Genomic DNA, 16,655 nt, shown 5'->3' with positions numbered 1-16,655 from the left:
AATGCTTCGGACGCTTCCCGCGCCCCCAATTCGGGACGGCCGCCCGCCGACGCCGTACGCCGACGCCGGGCGCGCGCCGACGCCGGCCCGCAGGCGCGACGGGCCGGCGTGGGATGTTGCCCGCCCCGGGGTTCGCGCGGCCCGGGGCGGGCGGTCTGGGTCAGCCGCGGACGAACCGCAGGGTGACGAGTTCGAAGGGGCGCAGCGCGAGCGTCGTCTCCGCGTCGCCGGTCGCGCGCTCCAAAAGGTCGGTCCGCTCGATCCGCTCGTACGGGAAGCCGACCGCGAGCGTTGTGGCGGCGCGCGAGCCGTGCGCCTCGTACAACCGGACGACCACGTCGCCCGAGCCGTCCTCGGCGAGCTTCACGGTCTCGACCACGACGGCCGCCGACGAGGAGGCGACGAGCGGCTCGACCGCGACCGCGGCCGGGCGCGGCGGCAGGTTGAGCCGGTATCCCGTCTCGATCGCCGCGTCCACGCCGCCGACGACGAGGGCGCTGCGGAGGGTGTGCTCGCCCTGGTCGGCCTCGGGGTCCGGGAAGAGCGGCGCGCGCAGGAGGGTCTGGCGGACGAGCGAGTAGGTGCCGCCGCCGTCGCGCTCGTGCCGGGTGATGTCGTGGCCGTAGGTCGCGTCGTTGGCGACGCCGACGCCGAAGCCCGGCTCCGCCACGTGCACCCAGCGGTGCGCGCTGGTCTCGAACCGGGCGACGTCCCAGCTGGTGTTGGTGTGCGTTGGCCGGTCGATGTGCCCGAACTGGATCTCCGATCGCGCCGACGTCGTGTGCACGTCGACCGGGAACCCGAGCTTCAGCATCCGCTGCCGCTCGTGCCAGTCGACGTGGGTCTCGATGTCGAGCGCGGCCGATCCGGCGGCGAGGGTCAGCGTCTGGGTCACGGTGGAGGCACCGAAGCGGCGCACGAGGCGCAGCGACACCGCCTCCGGGGTCTCGACGGCGACCTCGAGGGACTCGACGGCCGTGAGGTCCTCGCCCGCGAGCCGGTACTCGATGTCGACATCCCAGGCGTCCCACTGCGTGGGGGTGTCCCGGAAGAGCTGGAGGAGGTTGGCGCGCGTGCCGGCGGGGACGACCTCCCGGCCGGTCGAGAGGTCCACGATCGACGGGATGAGGCCCTCGGCGTCGACCGCGACCGAGATCCGGTCGTTGATCAGCCGGAAGCGGTCACCGTCGCGCTCGACGCGGGCGTCGGAGCCGCGGGCCGGGACGCCGGCGCCGCCGGGCGCGATCCCGTCGACGGTGTACGGCGAGGCGTTCGCCACTGCGCCGCCCTCGGTCGAACCCGCGGCGAGCGCCGCCAGCGACCTCCCGATCACGTCCTCCAGGCTGCGCGCCACCTCGGCGTAGTTCTCGACCGCCTGGTCGTGCACCCAGCCGATGGACGACCCGGGCAGGATGTCGTGGAACTGCTGCAGCAGCACCGTCCGCCAGGCCTCCCGGAGTTCCTCCGCCGGGTAGGCCGCGCCGGTCCGCACGGCCGCGGTCGCCGCCCACAGCTCGGCCTCGTGCAGCAGCGCCTCGCTGCGGCGGTTGCCCTGCTTCGTGCGCGCCTGCGACGTGTAGGTACCGCGGTGGAACTCCAGGTAGAGCTCCCCCGCCCAGACCGGCGCCGGATCGAACTCGGCGCGCGCCGCGGCGAAGAACTCCGCGGGCGGCGCGACCCGGACGGTCGGCGAGCCTTCCAGGTCGGCCGTGCGTGCGGCCGCGGCGACCATTTCGCGGGTCGGCCCTCCGCCGCCGTCGCCGAAGCCGAACGGCACAAGCGAGGTGTTCGCGCGGCCCTTGTCGGCGAAGTTCTGCTCGGCGTGCGCCAGCTCACCCCCGGAGAGGATCGAGTTGTACGTGTCGACGGGCGGGAAATGCGTGAAGATCCGCGTGCCGTCGATCCCTTCCCACTCGAACGTGTGGTGCGGGAACTTGTTGGTCTCGTTCCAGGAGATCTTCTGGGTGAGGAAGTGGTCCATCCCGGCCTCGCGCGCGATCTGCGGGAGTGCGCCCGAGTAGCCGAACGAGTCGGGCAGCCAGACCTCGCGGGGCTCGCAGCCGAGCTCCTCCAGGAAGAACCGCTTGCCCTCCACGAACTGGCGGGCCATCGCCTCCGAGCCGGGCATGTTGGTGTCCGACTCCACCCACATCCCGCCGACCGGCACGAAGCGGCCCTCGGCGACGCGCACGCGGATGCGCTCGAACAGCTCGGGGTAGAAGCGCTGCATCCACGCGAACTGCTGCGCCGACGAGCACGCGAAGACGAACTCCGGGTCCTGGTCCATGAGGTCGAGGACGTTGGAGAACGTGCGCGCGCACTTGCGGATGGTCTCGCGCACCGGCCACAGCCAGGCGGAGTCGATGTGGGCATGACCGACCGCGAACACCCGGTGGGCGGTCGCTGCCGCGGGCGAAGCCAGCACCCCCGCGAGCGCGGCGCGGCCGGCCGCCGCGGTCGCACCGACGTCGAACGGGTCGACCGCCGTCACCGCGTCCTCCAGCGCTGTGAACAGCGCGGCCCGGCGCGGAGAGGCGGCGGGGAGCTCGGCCGCGAGGGTCCGGACGGTGAAGATGTCCTGGATCAGTTCCCACACCTCCCGGTCGCGGTGGACGACGTCGACCCGCCGCAGCGTGTAGATGGGGTCCGGCGACGCGGTCGACTTCCGGCCGACCGGCGTCGGCCGGAACGACCAGTCCGACCCCACGTCCGGGTTGGAGGCCGCCTCCACGAACAGCGTGAATGACTCCCCCGGCGCCGCCTGCAGCCGCACATAGTTGTTGAGGGGCTCCAGCGCCTTCACGATCGTGCCGTCCGTCGCCCAGACCAGGCCCTCCGCCTGGAACCCGACCTGGCCGGCCGTGAACCCGAGGTCGACGACCAGCTCGACGTCGTCGGGTGCGGCCTCCCACTCGGCCGGGACCGTCCCGGTCACGCGGAACCAGACCGTGCCCCACGGCCGCCCCCACGGCCGTCCGACGGCGAAGGGCTCGAACGCGCCCTCCACCGCCTGCGCGAACGGCACCGGCTCGTCCGGCACCTCCCACGCCTCCACGGTCACCGGGACGGATGCCCGCTCGAGGGCGGGCGTCAGGCGCTCGCGCACGAAACGGTCGACCCGCAACTCGGCGAGCTGGTTCTGCTGGTACAAGGAGGACTCCTTCTATATAAGAGGTACGGCTAGCCCTTGACGGCCCCGGCGAGCGCGGACGAGCCGCCCAGCGCACGGGAGACGATCACGTAGAGCGCGATGACGGGCACGGAGTAGATGAGCGAGTAGGCGGCGAGCTGGCCGTACGCGACGGCGCCGTACTGCCCGAAGAACGTGAAGATGCTCACGGCCGCCGGCTGGTTCCCGGGGCTGAGCAGCAGCACGAACGGGACGAAGAAGTTGCCCCAGGCCGCGACGAACACGTAGATGAACACCACCGCGATGCCCGGCCGCACGAGCGGGACGACGACGGTCCAGAGGGTCTTCATGCTCGACGCGCCGTCCACCCAGGCCGCCTCCTCCAGAGAGATCGGCACCGAGTCGACGAAGTTCTTCGTCATCCAGATGGCCATGGGGAGCGATGACGCCGCCATGAACAGGATCGTCCCACCGAGCGAGTCGATCAGGTTGAGCGACACGAACAGGCTGTAGACCGGCACCATCATGGCGGTGATCGGCAGGCAGGTCCCGAACAGGATGGCATAGAGGAACGGCCGGTTGAACCGGTTGCGGTAGCGCGAGAGCGGGTAGGCGGCCAGCACCGCGATGATCACGGTCAGGACGGCGCAGCCGGCGGACAGCAGGAGGCTGTTCCACAGCGGAACGAACGCCAGCTCGGGCGTGAGCACCTTCTGGAAGTTCTCCAGCGTCCACTGCTTCGGCCACGCGACCGAGAGGGTCGCGCTGCCGTCGAACGATGCGAGCACCACCCACACCAGGGGCAGCACGAAGACCATCCCGATCAGCAGCAGCAGGATGTTGGCCGTCCACTTGAGGGCGATGCCGTTCGGCGACGAGAGCTTCATCAGTCCACCTCGGTCTTGAGGGCCCGCACGTAGACGATCGCGAAGACCGCCCCGACGAGCAGCAGGATGGTCGCGATTGCGGTGCCGTAGCCGAGCTCGGAGAACTTGAACGCCTCCTGGTAGGCCAGCACCGGCAGCGTCATGCTCTTGTTGCCCGGGCCGCCGCCGGTCATCACGTAGATGAGCGTGAAGACGGAGAGCGTCTGCAGCGTGATCAGCATGAGGTTCGTGGAGATGCTGCGCCGGATCATCGGCAGCGTCACGAGGAAGAACCGCTTCGCCCCGTTGGCGCCGTCCACCTCCGCCGCCTCGGTGATCTCCGGGGGCACCTCCTGCAGCGCGGCCGAGTAGACCAGCATCGAGAAGGCCGCACCACGCCAGGTGTTGGCGAGGATCACCGACAGCATCGGGAAGGCGAACAGCCACGAGGGGCCGACGATCCCGAAGGCGCCGAGCATGGCGTTGAGCGTGCCGTGCTGGCTGAAGAACGCGTACGACGCGAACGCCGCCACGATCTCCGGCAGCACCCAGGCGCCGACCACGAAGGTGGAGACGAGGGCGCCGACCCAGCGGCTGCCACTGCGCATCAGCAGGGCGAGCACCATGCCGACGATGTTCTGGCCGATGACCGCCGAGCCGATCAGGAACACCAGCGTCAGCCACACAGAGACCGGGAAGTCCGGGCTCTTGAAGAGGTCGATGTAGTTCTGCAGCCCCACCCACTCCGCCGACGCGGCCGAGGAGCCGGTGAGCGACATGTTGGTGAAGGAGCCGTAGAACGACGACAGGATCGGCCCGACCAGGAAGACGACCAGCAGGCCGATCGCCGGGACGAGGGGGACAGCCCGGGCGACCGAGCGCCGGGCGTGTGCGCGCGAACGTGTCTTCGGACCGCGCGGCGGCCGAACCGGAGTGGTCCGGCCGCGCGCGTCGGAGCCGATGGCATCCAGAGTGGAGGTCACGTTACTTGGACTCCGTCTTGCCCTTGCCGACGATGCCCACGACCGAGTCGTCGTAGGTCTTGGCGGCCTGGGCCGGGGTGGCCTGCCCGGTCATCACCGACTCCATCGCCACCTGGATGCCGTTGGAGATCTTCGGGTAGTCCGGGGTGGCGGGGCGGAACTTGGTGACCGCGACCAGCGAGGAGAAGAACTCCGACGTCGGATTCGACGTCTTGTACTTCTCGTCGTTGGCGACGTCCTTGCGCACCGGGATGCCCGCGGTGTTGATGTTGTACTCGAGCGAGCGCTGCTTGTCCGTCACGAAGGTGATGAACTTCCACGCTGTGTCCTTCGCCGAGCTCTTCGAGCCCATCGAGAACGTCCAGCCGCCGGAGAGGCTGACGGAGCCCGGGGCGCCGCCGTTCTGCGTCGGCATCTTGGCCGTGCCCATCACCTTGTCCCAGTCGGCCCACGGGGTGGCGCCGGTCGGCAGCCAGGCGTTGGAGGCCCAGGAGCCGTCGAGGTTGATGGCCAGCTTGCCCTGCGGCACCAGCTCGTTGTTGACGGTGTTCTGGTAGTTGGTGTCGCTGGTGATCTCCGGGCTCGGGCCGAGGCCGCCCTGGTAGACCTGCTTGATCACCTCGAGCGAGTCGGTGAACGCCTTCGAACCGGTGATCCACTTGGACGTCGAGTCGTCGTAGAGCCCCTTCTCGTTCGCGCCGTACAGCAGCATCTCGAAGCCCTGCATCGAGCTCGCCTCACCGGCGGCCTTGCCGGAGAAGATGTTGAGCGGGATGACGCCGGGGTCGGCGGCCTTGATCTTCTTGGCCGCGCTGATGACGTCGTCCCAGGTCTTCGGCTGCCACGGCGTGGGAATCCCGGCCTTGGCGAAGATCTGCTTGTTGTACCAGAGCCCGCGGGTGTCGGTTCCGGTGGGGATGCCGTACACCTTGCCGTCGTCGCCCTTGCCCGCGTCCTTCGCGTTGTCGAAGAAGTTGGACCAGTCGGACCACTTGGAGACGTACGAGTCGAGCGGCGCCAGATACCCGGCCTGGGCGTCCGCGCGGATGAGGAAGGTGTCCTCGCTCATGACGTCGGGCGCGGTGGTGGCGGCCCGGTTCATCAGCGCGAGCTTGGTGTAGTAGTCGTTCTCGGCTGCCTTGATGGGCACCAGGTTCACCTTGGTGCCCGGGTTGGCCTTCTCGAAGTCGGTCTTGGCCTTGTTCATGAAATTGGCCATGATGTCCGACCCGAAGTCCTGGAAGGCGACCTTGATGGTCTTGCCGTCCCCACCCCCGGACGACGACGAACAGCCCGCCAGTGCGACGAGTGCGGCGGCGGCGACTGCGGCGACCACTACCCTGCTTCGCTTCATCGATGCTCCTTTGCATTGGGGTCCACCGGCTCCCATGCCGCGGACTCTTCGTAATTTATAAATCAAATTGATTTACAAGTAAAGAGGGTGTGGGAAATCGGGGGTCTGCCCTCGGGTGGGGGTGGAATGGCGCAGCCCCGGCCCACCAGGGGGCGGTGGGCCGGGGCCGGTACTGTGCGATGGCTACTTCCGCGTCATACGGCGAACCCAGATCGCCGCAAGCACGATCACGCCGACAGTCAATGCGAAACCGAGCGCGACGAAGGTGTTCCAGAGGATCACGTCGCCCCTTCAGTGGTCGTTCCAGCTGACCTGAGCGGACCCGCCGCTGACGGTGAGCTGCAACCAATAGACGGTCGAATACGGGAGGACGCACATCTGCGCCGGGACATTCAGTCGGGCGATGTTGCCGGCCGGCCTGGTGATACTGGACGAGGCGCCGCACGCGCCGAGGATCGTGTACTCGGCTCCATAGGCGTTCGTGACCTGGTTCGTGCCGAGGTTGTACGAGGCACGAAAGGCCAGCTGAACCGCGCCGACCCACATGTCGATCCTGCAATTGGTGTAGACCTTGCCGCTCACGCCGCAGCCGCTGATTCCCCGCGTGCGGTCCGACGCCGTGGGATCGGGCACTTCGAACCTGGTCACCGCGATCGACCCATCGGGGTAGGTGCCGACCGTGTAAGCGCCGTCCGTCTCGGTGTAGCTCCGGGTCGAGACCGGCTGCTTAGAACTCGACATCGAGTCCCACACCCCGCCGCCCCGATATTCGGCGAGAAGCCGGTCCTGGGTGGCCTCATCCGCACCGTATCGGGCGAGGAACCCCCGGATGGACGCGGTTCGGTCGTCGGGAACGGCCTGGGCCGGCGTTCCGGATGCGAGGGCGAGCGCCGCAGCGGTGAGCAGCACGGCGAGCGCACTTCTGGCATGTCCCCGGTTGGTTCTGGTGATCACGATGTCATCTCCTTCCGAGCGACAGCCGTTGTCGCTCTGAGATTTAGCACCTTAGCACTAGAACAATCACTGTTAAACGAGGTTTCACCCCAGCCCCACCCGCGGCGAGAACGTCTCATTCAGCACCAGGCACGCCGCCCCCACCGCGGCCACGTCATCCCCCACCGCGCTCCCCTCCAGCAGCACCGGGTGCGTCAGGATGCCCATGTCGATCTCGGCGAGGCGCTCGTCGAGCTGGGCCAGGTAGCGCCGCTCCACCCGCGCCCATGACGGGCCGCCGAACACCACCCGGTCCAGGTCGAGCAATGCCGTGAGGTTCGACACGTAGTACGCCGTGTTGCGGATCGAGCGGTCGATGATCGCTGCGGCACGGGGGTCGCCGGCGTCGGCGGCGTCCGTCAGGCGGGTGAACAGGGCGTCCACCGTCTCCACGTCGAGGTCCAGGTCCACGCCGTCGACGACCGAGGCGCCCGACGGCGCCGGCAGGACGCCCGCCCACAGGCCCTGCATGACCAGGCGGTTCGGTCGCACCGACTCGCCCCAGCAGCCGCGGCGGCCGCACGCGCACAGCGCTCCGCCCGGGTCCACCAATACGTGGCCGGCGTCTCCCGCGTTGTCCGTCGAGCCGGTGTAGACCTCGCCGTCGAGGACCAGGCCGATGCCGGCGCCGGTGCCGTAGTAGATGAACGCATAGTCCTTGCTGGCGCCCGCGGGGTCGCGCCAGCGCTCGGCCACGGCCGCGCTGATGACGTCCTTCGCGACGAGCGACGGGAGGCCGGTCGCGGCCGTGAGCTCGTCGCGGAGGTGGAAGTCGTTCCAGCCGGGGATGAGCGGCGGCCGCACCACGACGCCGGTGTTCGCGTCGATCGGCCCCGGCGCTGCGACGCCCACGCCGATCACCCGCGACGCCTCCACGCCCGGCGTCGCGAGAAGCAAGCGGATCGCGTCCAGGATGACGGCGAGGGTCGCCTTCGCGTCGCCGTCCGGCGGCGACGGCCGGCGCAGGTGCTCGACCACCTCGCCTTCGAGGTCGAGCAGCACGCACGTGATGACGGTGGGGTCCAGGTGGACGCCGACGGCGTACGCCCCTGCGGGGTTGAGCCGCAGCAGAGTGCGCGGCTTGCCCGGGCTGCCCTCGCTCTGCTTGCCTGCTTCGTGGATCAGCCCCTGGCCGAGCAACCGCCTCGTCACGTTGGTCACCGTCTGGGCGGACAACCCGGTGACCGAGGTGAGCTCCACGCGGCTGAGACCGCCCCCGGAGCGCCGCACGGCGTCCAGCACCACGGTCTCGTTGAACGCGGCGATCGCCGGGAGGTTCGCTCCCTTCGGCACGGCACCCTCCTCCGCGCTCGGGTCGGGGAACCCGGCGCCTCTCGTAATATAACCACGCACATACAGGTTTCCGGTTCCGTACACCTGTACCCCAGCCCGCGCCCAGCCTGGTGGGGCATCGTGAGAGCCGTGGAGATCGTGGTCGACGTCGTGCTGCTGGTGCTCGCCGTCCTCGCGATGGCGGCGGGCTGGAGCAATGGCGCCATCCGCGCCGCCGGCGCGCTCATCGGCCTCGGCGTCGGGCTGTCGCTCGGCCTCCTGCTCGCCCCGATGGTCGTGAACTGGATGGCCGCCTCCGGACTGACGGGTGTCAGCCAGCGCTCGATCGTGGCGGCAGTGGTGCTGGTCGTCTGCGCGGGAATCGTCTACGCGCTGGCGACGGCGGCGGCGGCGGTGATCGGCAAGGTGCTCAGGCACGGCCCGATCAAGTGGCTGGACTCGCTGATCGGCGCCGTCCTCGGCTTCGTCACCTGGGCCGTCGTCGTCTGGCTGGTCGCCGGCTTCGCGATGGCCACCAGCCTGGCCACCGTGGTGCAGGCCGCGAACTCGTCTCAGGTGGTCTCCACTCTGAACAGCATCGCGCCGGTCCCCTCCTCGACCGTGCTCGGGGCCGTGGATGACGCCCTCGCCGGCGCCGGCCTCCCGAAGGTCTTCGAGGGCGGCGAGTCCATCAAGACGATCGGCGCGCCCGACCCGAACGTCCCGGCCGCCGTCGCCTCGTCGCAGCAGTCCACCGTCACCGTGCTGGCGTCCAAGCCGGCCTGCGGCGTCGACTCCGAAGGCAGCGGCTGGGTGGTGCAGCAGGGCCGCGTGGTCACCAACGCGCACGTCGTCGCCGGCGCGTCCTCGATCGTGGTGCGCGAGTCCGGCGGGACGACGGTCGACCGGGCCACACTGGTGGCCTTCGACCCGGAGCGCGACCTGGCCGTGCTCGACGTCACCGACCTGCGCGCGTCTGCGCTGCACCTCGGCCAGAACCTCGGCTCGGGCGACCAGGCCTACGCCGCCGGCTATCCCGGCGACGGGCCGTTCACCATCAGCCCGCAGCGCGTCCGCGACCAGCTCACCGCCCGCGGGACGGACATCTACCAGAGCGGCTCGGTGGAGCGGCAGATCTACTCGTTGCGCGGCACCATCCGCCCCGGCAACTCCGGCGGTCCGCTGCTCGACTCGGCGGGCAACGTCGTCGGCGTCGTCTTCGCCCGGTCCACTGTCGACCCGGAGACCGGCTATGCCCTGACCCTGGACGAGTTGCGCCCGGTGCTCGGCTCGGTCGGCTCGGCGCCGATCAGTTCGGGAGCGTGCTCCGCGGGCTGACGGCGGCCGCCGTCCCGTGGTTGGCTTGAGCCATGAAGGCTGTCAGCTACACCACCACCGGCGACTCCGATGTCCTCGTCCTCGGCGAGCGTGCCGAGCCGCACCCCGGCGACGGCGAGGTGCGCGTCCGCATCCACGTCTCCGGGGTCAACCCGACCGACTGGAAGGCGCGCCAGGGCAGCGGCCCGGCGGACCTCCCCCGGCCGCAGGTCCCGAACCAGGACGGCGCCGGAGTGGTCGACGAGGTCGGCGCTGGCGTCACGTCGGTGCGCCCGGGTGACCGGGTGTGGGTGTGGGACGCCGCCTACCAGCGGCCGGACGGGACGGCTCAGGAGCTGGTCGTCCTCCCGGAGGCGCAGGTCGTTCCCCTTCCGGACGGCGTGAGCTTCGACGTCGGCGCGTCGCTCGGCATCCCCGCGCTCACCGCGCACCGGGCTCTCACGGCGTACGAGAGCGCGCCGGCCGAGCTCGCGCCGGGCTCGCTCGACGGCCGCACCGTGCTCGTCGCGGGAGGCGCGGGAGCCGTGGGCCACGCGGCTATCCAGCTCGCCGTGTGGGCGGGCGCCACGGTGATCGCCACCGTCAGCAGCCACGACAAGGCCGAGCTCGCCCGCGCCGCGGGAGCCCACCACGTCGTCAACTACCGTGAGCCGGACACAGCCGAGGCGATCGGAGCGCTCGCGCCGCGCGGCGTCGACATCGTGGTGGAGGTCAACGCCAGCGCCAACGCCGAGCTCGACACGAAGGTCGCGGCCCGGGGCGCCACGATCTCCGCCTACGCCGACGCTCCCGGCTCGACCGAGGTGACGATTCCGATCCGCCCGTCGATGCAGAAGAACCTGCGCTGGCAGTTCGTGCTCACGTACACGGTCACGCCGGAGGCCAAGGCGGCGGCCGTGCGCGCGGTGTCGGCGGCGGTCGCAGCCGGCGCGCTGCCGGTGGGAGCCGAGCACGGCCTCCCGATCACACGCTTCCCGCTGGAGGAGACGGCCGCCGCCCACGACGCCGTGAAGGACGGCGCCGTGGGCAAGGTCCTCATCGACGTGGCGTGACGACGGACTCGGCGGAGGCGGCACCCTCGGCGCGCACGCCGCGCGCCAGCCGCACGATCTGCACGACCATCGCGACCGCGGCCGCGACGGCGATGGCCGCCGCGTAACCGAGGGCCGTGGGCAGCAGACCGACGACGCCGATCAGCTCGCCCGCGGCCAGCGCGGGGACGCCGTAGGCGAGGTAGCTCACCAGGAAGACCCCGGCGAACAGCTCCGCGCGCTGGTCGTTCGGCGCGAGCGGGGCGATGATCCGCAGCATCGCCGAGAACCCGGCGCCGAAGCCCGCCCCCGCGACGACCGCGCCGGCGAACAGCACGGGCAGGAGCCCGGCGGCGATCCCGATCGCGGTCAGCGCGATCCCGGCCATGATCGCCGCCATCGCCCAGACGGTCGTCGTGCGAGCCGGGGCGCGGGTCAGCAGCAACCCGGCGACGGCGCCGACCGCGGGCGGCACGGCGACGATGGCGCCGTTCAGGATGCCGGAGTCCAGGTGGAAGACGCCGTGCAGGATCGACGGCGACAGCCCGATGAACAGCCCGGCGAGCATCCAGGTCGCGAGGAACAGCGGCAGCGCGCCGACGAACTCGCCGCGGGCGGCACGCGGGATGAACAGCCGCGGCGTCAGCGAGCGCCGCGCGCCCGGACGGGCGGTCACGGTCTCCGGCGACGCGAGCACCACGAGGATGCCCGCCACGAACAGCAGCGCCAGCGTCACGAAGACGAGCGTCGTCGGCTGCGCCGTGAACTGCACGGCCAAGCCGGTGAAGAACGCGCCGAGCGCGATCCCGCCGACAGGAGCCGTGGAGCCGATCGTCGCGCCGAGCTTCTTCTGCCGCTCGGGGGCGAGCTCGACCAGGGACGCGGTGAAGGTGCTCATCGCCGCGCCGGTGGCCACGCCCTGCACCGAGCGCGCGGCGATGATCGAGCCGATGTCCTTCGAGAACAGGAACATCAGCATCGCCGCCACCTGGAGCGCGAGCGCGCCGACCAGCACGGGACGCCGACCGATGTGGTCCGACAGCGAGCCGGCGACGAGCAGCGTGATCAGCAGGGTCACGGCGTAGATCGCGAAGGCGACCGTGAGCAGCCAGGACGGGAAGCCCCACTCCTGCTGGTACAGGACGAACAGCGGGCTGGGCGCGCCGACCGCGAGCGCCACGGCGACGAACGCCAGGGCGGTGCCGGCGAACGCGGCGGTCGGGCGCAGCCGCAGCGAGCGCCGCCGGGGCGCGGTCACGGCGACCGAGCCGGTCGCGATCGCCGGTCGGGCGAGGGTCGGGCAGCTCTCCCCTGGAGTGGACATCTCGGCCTCCTAAAAGCAAATTTGATTGCTTTAACGGACTATAGTGCGGGGTGTGATAAAAAGCAACGATTTTTGCTTTAAGCTATTCCCATGACTACGACCACACCGTCGAAGCGGACGGGCGGACGCAGCGCCGCGGTCATCCACAGCGTGCGCACCGCCGTCGAGGAACTCGTCCGCGAGAAGGGCCCCGAGCGCGTGACCGTCCCGATGGTCGCCGAGCGCGCCGGCGTCAACCCGACCAGCATCTACCGGCGCTGGGGCGACCTCCCGACGCTCATCAACGACATCGCCACGTATCACCTCGACCCTGAGCGGCCGCTCGCCGAGCGCGGAGACCTGCGCGACGACCTCACCGACTGGGCGCGCGGGATCGTCGCGCACTTCCGCAAGCCCGTGAACGCGGCACTGCTGCGCGGCGGCGCGAGCGCGGCGGGCGAGCGCACTTCCGACTGCCTCCGCAACCGGCGCACCGAGGCCGCGATGCTGCTGGCACGGTACCCGGAGACCCCGGTCACCGAAGACGAGGTGATGGACGTCGTCATCGCCCCGATCATCTACCGCGTCATCTTCCAGCCGTGGACCCTGGACGACACGACGGCCGAGGACGTCGTGGCCCGCCTGTTCCGGCCGGGCGCCGGCGCCGCCGAGTAGGCCGGGTACGGCCGCTAGTCTCGACAGGATGGCACGCCGCCCCCGCACTGCACACGCGCGCACCGCACACGAGCGAACCGCACAGGAACGCACGGCCGCCCGCTCCGGCTGGGCGGTCGGCCTCGCAACAGCGCTGTACGGCATCTCCTTCGGCGCGCTGGCGACCGCGTCCGGTCTCGACGTCTGGCAGGCGTGCGTCCTCAGCCTCGTGATGTTCAGCGGCGGCTCGCAGTTCGCCCTCATCGGCGTGCTCGCGTCGGGCGGCGTCGCCGCGGGCGGCACCGCCATCGCCTCGGCCGCCCTCCTCGGCGTCCGGAACTCCTTCTACGCACTGCGCCTGTCGCGCATCATCGGGCCGGGATTCTGGCGCCGCGCGGCGGCCACGCAGCTCACCATCGACGAGTCCACGGCCGTCGCGACCGCCCAGACCGAGCCGCGCGCGCAGCGCATCGGGTTCTGGGTGACCGGCCTCGTCGTCTACCTCGGCTGGAACCTGATGACGCTCGCCGGGGCGCTCCTCGGCAACCTGATCGGCGACGTGAAGGCGTACGGCCTCGACGCGGCGGCGGCCGCGGCCTTCCTCGGCCTCCTCTGGCCGCGGCTGAGGGCGCGCCAGACGCAGGCCGTCGCGGTCGCGGCCGGCTTCGTCGCGACCCTGCTGACGCCCTTCCTCATGCCGGGCCTGCCCGTGCTCGCCGCTGCGGTCGTCGCGATCGTGTTCGGCGTGCTCAACCTGTTCGGCCGCGGCGACGACCGGCCGCACCCCGACCCGATCCCGATGGAGCGGGAGGTCGAGCCGTGACGACCTGGAACATCATCCTGCTCGGCTCGATCGCCGTGCTCGCGCTGAAGGCCGCGGGCTGGCTGGTCCCGCCCAAGGCCCTCGACCATCCCGTCGTCGCGCGGACGAGCGACCTCCTGACGGCCGCGCTGCTCGCGGCGCTGATCTGCGTGCAGACCTTCGGCGCCGGACAGTCGCTGCACCTGGACGCGCGGCTCCCGGCGGTCGCCATCGCCGCGGGGCTCTACGCGCTGCGCGTGCCGTTCATCGTGGTGGTGCCTGCTGCGGCGCTGGTCGCCGCGCTCATCCGGCTCCTGACCTGAGCCTGCGCGGCGCAGCCGGCAGAGCGGTGTCGGCGGCCGTCTCTAACGTTCTGTCGTGACCGCATCCTGGCATCCCGTGGCGAACGCCCAGCCCTCGGAATGGGTGCTGAGCCAGGGCGCGCTCGGGACACCGTACGCGGTCATCCGGCGATTCGCCTTCGGCGACCTGAACCGGCCGGACGTCTGGTATCGCGTCGTCACCTGGGCGCCGGGCTCGGAAGGGCGAGAGCTGATCGGCTGGTGCCGCACCCTGGAGGCCGCCGCGGCCGTCGCCTGGGACCATCGCTGCGCCGCCGAGTCGTGGCGGCACCACATGGCCGCGCGGAGGTCGGACGCGGCGACGATGGCGGCGAAGCGACCGAGCCCCGCCGAACTCGTGCGGTTCTACCGCGCGGCGCTGGCAGCCCAGGGGGCGCGCCCGTTGCGCGCTTCCCCTCCCCGGACGACGATGGAGCGATGAGCCAGCTGCCGGACCCGCACGCCCGGGACTCGAACGACGTCGACTCGCACGACGTCGACGCGGACGACGTCGACGGGAACGACGTCGACCCGGAGGACGGCCGCACGGAGTCCGCGACGGAGCGCGCCGACCGCAACTGGAACGAGATCCTGCAGGAGGTCCGGGTGACCCAGACGGGCACCCAGCTCATCAGCGGCTTCCTGCTCGCGATCGCGTTCCAGCAGCGGTTCAGCACCCTGGACGCGTTCCAGGTGGGCTTCTACCTGGTGCTCGTCGTGCTCGCGGCAGGCAGCACCGCGCTCGGGCTCGCACCCGTCGCGCTGCACCGCCAGCTCTTCCGGCATCACGAGAAGACACAGTCCGTGTCGATCGCGAATCGATTGCTGAAGATCACGCTCGGCCTGGTGGCCCTGCTGACCTCCGGCGTGGTGTTCTTCGTGTTCGATGTGACGCTGGGCCTCACCGCGGCGATCGTGGCGGGCGCCGGGATCCTGCTGGTGCTGGTGCTCCTGCTGCTCGTGTTCCCGGCGGCCGTGCTCAGCGGGCTCCGCCGACGCGCGGGCTGAGCATCTCGGAGAGCTCCAGGAGCGTCTCGTCGAGGATGGCGATCGCCTTCTCGTCGCCCTGGACGACCGCCCGGGCGAAGTCGTGGACGCGCTCACGCGACACCGCCGCCGAACCCTCGTCCGTAAGCGCGATGAAGCGGACGAAGCGCGGGATGAGGTTGTCGATCGTCTCCGCGAGCACGCGGTCGGGGATCACGGCCAGGATGGCCGCGGCCGACCGCTGGAACGCGTCGACCGGGGTGGTGTCGTTCGCCGCTCCTTCCGGCTCGCGCTCGAGCCGCTCGGCCAGGACCGTCAGCTCCAGCTCCGTGTCCACGTCCACCCCCGCGAGGGCGTGGCGGATCGCCGGAGGCAGCAGGAGCCGCAGCACGCCGATGACGTCCACGATCTCGCGGACCTCCATCGGCGACACCAGCGTGTAGCGGTTGGGAGCCGTGCGGATCAGCCCGACCTGCTGCAGCCGGCCGATCGCCTCGCGCACCGGGGTGCGCGAGACGCGGAGGGCATCGGTGAGCTCTCCGTCTTTGAGGCGCTCGCCCGGTGCGAGGTCTCCGGTGAGGATGCCGGCGAGGAGGACCTCATAGACGTCATTGCGTAGGAGGCGCCGGTCGGCCGCGAGCGAAGGAAAGCGCGCGCGGAGTTCTTCGAGTGTCATGGGGGCTCGTTTCGTGAACTCGGTTACTGCTCTGGTATATTTATAGATTACCAGGAAGCATCTGACCAGAGCAAACTGCTCGTTCCACCCCCCCGTTCGTCCACGACCCAGGAGCACCCGACCATGCCCATGCCCACCGACCACGTCGCCCGGATCTCCCTCTCCGAAGAGGCCTACGTCCGCATCGAAGCCGCCATCATGGCGGGGACGCTCGAGCCCGGCGAGCGCCTCCGTGACGCCGACCTCGTCGACTGGCTGGGGATCTCCCGCACCCCCATCCGCCACGCGCTCGACCGCCTCGCCGAGCAGGGACTGATCGAGATGGAGCGCAACCGCTTCACGCGCGTAGCGCCGTTCGACATCCGCGGCGTCCTCGAGTCCGTACAGGTCACCGGCGACCTGTGGGCCGGCGCCGCGCTGCGCGGGCTGCCGTTCTGGGACGCCGAGGACGACGACCTCATCGGCGACATCCAGGCCGAGATCGCCACGGCGGCGGCGAACGACGACACCGTCCGGCTCGTGACCGTCTTCGCGCACCTCGTGGTCGCGTTCGCCCGGATCGAGGACAACGCGGTGCGTATCCGTGCGCTCGGCAACGTCCTCCCCCAGGTCCGGCGGCTCGGACGGAAGCTGCACGGGCACCTCGACCCGCTCGCCCTCGAGCGGTTCGCCCGCGACCTCCGCGAGGCCACCCTGCAGCGCGACGGCCGCGCGGCGGTCACCCTGATCGACGACTACGTGTCGCGCATCGCGGAGGTCCTCGCCACCCTGTGACCCCCGTCCGATCCGGGCCACCACGGGGGCGGATATCCGTGGTGGCCCGGATGCCGTGATCCTCCGCACGGTCCTACCGTGAGACCAAGGCCACCAGAGGGGGAAGTCCCGGGGGGAGCTGTCCAGGGGGGACACAGAAGGCCGGTCCCGA

16 protein-coding genes are annotated in these 16,655 nt (G+C 70.7%); 8 read left to right on the top strand and 8 right to left on the bottom strand.

The window, feature by feature from the left end:
* Window positions 1-160: 160 nt before the first annotated feature.
* The 6 genes from AC1ROW_RS16165 to AC1ROW_RS16140 form a co-directional block, all read right to left on the bottom strand.
* Window positions 161-3,151, bottom strand: coding sequence for an alpha-mannosidase (locus tag AC1ROW_RS16165; protein WP_493019915.1), 2,991 nt, complete (start codon window positions 3,149-3,151; stop codon window positions 161-163).
* A gap of 29 nt (window positions 3,152-3,180) precedes the next feature.
* Window positions 3,181-4,017, bottom strand: coding sequence for a carbohydrate ABC transporter permease (locus AC1ROW_RS16160; RefSeq protein ID WP_493019914.1), 837 nt, complete (start codon window positions 4,015-4,017; stop codon window positions 3,181-3,183).
* On the bottom strand, window positions 4,017-4,979 hold the full coding sequence (locus AC1ROW_RS16155) for a carbohydrate ABC transporter permease (RefSeq protein ID WP_493019913.1): 963 nt from the start codon (window positions 4,977-4,979) through the stop codon (window positions 4,017-4,019). Before AC1ROW_RS16155 ends, AC1ROW_RS16160 begins: the two co-directional genes overlap by 1 nt.
* Window position 4,980: 1 nt before the next feature.
* Window positions 4,981-6,333: an extracellular solute-binding protein gene (locus tag AC1ROW_RS16150; RefSeq protein ID WP_493019912.1), complete on the bottom strand. Its 1,353-nt coding sequence runs from the start codon at window positions 6,331-6,333 to the stop codon at window positions 4,981-4,983.
* 291 nt (window positions 6,334-6,624) lie between these two features.
* The gene (locus tag AC1ROW_RS16145; protein ID WP_493019911.1) at window positions 6,625-7,287 is read right to left on the bottom strand and encodes a hypothetical protein; all 663 of its coding nucleotides are present in this window, start codon (window positions 7,285-7,287) and stop codon (window positions 6,625-6,627) included.
* An 84-nt stretch (window positions 7,288-7,371) separates the two neighbouring features.
* Window positions 7,372-8,619 carry an ROK family transcriptional regulator gene (locus AC1ROW_RS16140; protein ID WP_493019910.1) on the bottom strand — a complete coding sequence of 416 codons (1,248 nt, stop codon included), beginning with the start codon at window positions 8,617-8,619 and terminating at the stop codon, window positions 7,372-7,374.
* 129 nt (window positions 8,620-8,748) lie between these two features.
* Between AC1ROW_RS16140 and AC1ROW_RS16135 the strand changes: the two genes are divergently transcribed.
* Together AC1ROW_RS16135 and AC1ROW_RS16130 are read left to right on the top strand one after the other, a co-directional pair.
* Window positions 8,749-9,936 carry a MarP family serine protease gene (locus tag AC1ROW_RS16135; protein WP_493019909.1) on the top strand — a complete coding sequence of 396 codons (1,188 nt, stop codon included), beginning with the start codon at window positions 8,749-8,751 and terminating at the stop codon, window positions 9,934-9,936.
* Window positions 9,937-9,968: 32 nt separating this feature from the next.
* Entirely contained in the window at window positions 9,969-10,988 is a 1,020-nt protein-coding gene (locus AC1ROW_RS16130; protein WP_493019908.1) for an NADPH:quinone reductase, read from the top strand.
* Here AC1ROW_RS16130 and AC1ROW_RS16125 read toward each other — a convergent pair.
* Complete coding sequence (locus AC1ROW_RS16125; RefSeq protein WP_493019907.1) at window positions 10,972-12,291, bottom strand: MFS transporter; 1,320 nt, start codon at window positions 12,289-12,291, stop codon at window positions 10,972-10,974. The two genes, AC1ROW_RS16130 and AC1ROW_RS16125, sit on opposite strands and share 17 nt — an antisense overlap.
* Window positions 12,292-12,381: 90 nt before the next feature.
* Between AC1ROW_RS16125 and AC1ROW_RS16120 the strand changes: the two genes are divergently transcribed.
* The 5 genes from AC1ROW_RS16120 to AC1ROW_RS16100 are packed head-to-tail and all read left to right on the top strand — an operon-like array spanning window position 12,382 to window position 15,075.
* A complete protein-coding gene (locus tag AC1ROW_RS16120) occupies window positions 12,382-12,945 on the top strand; it encodes a TetR/AcrR family transcriptional regulator (protein ID WP_493019906.1) in 564 nt (187 codons plus the stop codon).
* A gap of 28 nt (window positions 12,946-12,973) precedes the next feature.
* Window positions 12,974-13,747, top strand: coding sequence for an AzlC family ABC transporter permease (locus AC1ROW_RS16115; protein ID WP_493019905.1), 774 nt, complete (start codon window positions 12,974-12,976; stop codon window positions 13,745-13,747).
* Complete coding sequence (locus AC1ROW_RS16110; RefSeq protein WP_493019904.1) at window positions 13,744-14,049, top strand: AzlD domain-containing protein; 306 nt, start codon at window positions 13,744-13,746, stop codon at window positions 14,047-14,049. Before AC1ROW_RS16115 ends, AC1ROW_RS16110 begins: the two co-directional genes overlap by 4 nt.
* 55 nt (window positions 14,050-14,104) lie before the next feature.
* A complete protein-coding gene (locus AC1ROW_RS16105) occupies window positions 14,105-14,509 on the top strand; it encodes a hypothetical protein (RefSeq protein WP_493019903.1) in 405 nt (134 codons plus the stop codon).
* Complete coding sequence (locus tag AC1ROW_RS16100) at window positions 14,506-15,075, top strand: DUF6328 family protein (RefSeq protein WP_493019902.1); 570 nt, start codon at window positions 14,506-14,508, stop codon at window positions 15,073-15,075. Before AC1ROW_RS16105 ends, AC1ROW_RS16100 begins: the two co-directional genes overlap by 4 nt.
* Here AC1ROW_RS16100 and AC1ROW_RS16095 read toward each other — a convergent pair.
* Window positions 15,047-15,730: a GntR family transcriptional regulator gene (locus tag AC1ROW_RS16095; protein WP_493019901.1), complete on the bottom strand. Its 684-nt coding sequence runs from the start codon at window positions 15,728-15,730 to the stop codon at window positions 15,047-15,049. The genes AC1ROW_RS16100 and AC1ROW_RS16095 overlap by 29 nt on opposite strands.
* A gap of 123 nt (window positions 15,731-15,853) precedes the next feature.
* Between AC1ROW_RS16095 and AC1ROW_RS16090 the strand changes: the two genes are divergently transcribed.
* Window positions 15,854-16,504 carry a GntR family transcriptional regulator gene (locus AC1ROW_RS16090; RefSeq protein ID WP_493019900.1) on the top strand — a complete coding sequence of 217 codons (651 nt, stop codon included), beginning with the start codon at window positions 15,854-15,856 and terminating at the stop codon, window positions 16,502-16,504.
* Window positions 16,505-16,655: the final 151 nt, after the last annotated feature.

This window comes from Leifsonia sp. GW821-FHT13C09 (genome assembly GCF_058806435.1).
This window is presented reverse-complemented; position numbering and strand designations above follow the sequence as displayed.

What these genes read in the sequence shown, in the direction of transcription:
- AC1ROW_RS16090 (WP_493019900.1), top strand. Translation starts at nt 15,854, where the DNA reads ATGCCCATGCCCACCGACCACGTCGCCCGGATCTCCCTCTCCGAAGAG.
- AC1ROW_RS16130 (WP_493019908.1), top strand. Translation starts at nt 9,969, where the DNA reads ATGAAGGCTGTCAGCTACACCACCACCGGCGACTCCGATGTCCTCGTC.
- AC1ROW_RS16115 (WP_493019905.1), top strand. Translation starts at nt 12,974, where the DNA reads ATGGCACGCCGCCCCCGCACTGCACACGCGCGCACCGCACACGAGCGA.
- AC1ROW_RS16160 (WP_493019914.1), bottom strand. Translation starts at nt 4,017, where the DNA reads ATGAAGCTCTCGTCGCCGAACGGCATCGCCCTCAAGTGGACGGCCAAC.
- AC1ROW_RS16095 (WP_493019901.1), bottom strand. Translation starts at nt 15,730, where the DNA reads ATGACACTCGAAGAACTCCGCGCGCGCTTTCCTTCGCTCGCGGCCGAC.
- AC1ROW_RS16100 (WP_493019902.1), top strand. Translation starts at nt 14,506, where the DNA reads ATGAGCCAGCTGCCGGACCCGCACGCCCGGGACTCGAACGACGTCGAC.
- AC1ROW_RS16125 (WP_493019907.1), bottom strand. Translation starts at nt 12,291, where the DNA reads ATGTCCACTCCAGGGGAGAGCTGCCCGACCCTCGCCCGACCGGCGATC.
- AC1ROW_RS16120 (WP_493019906.1), top strand. Translation starts at nt 12,382, where the DNA reads ATGACTACGACCACACCGTCGAAGCGGACGGGCGGACGCAGCGCCGCG.
- AC1ROW_RS16150 (WP_493019912.1), bottom strand. Translation starts at nt 6,333, where the DNA reads ATGAAGCGAAGCAGGGTAGTGGTCGCCGCAGTCGCCGCCGCCGCACTC.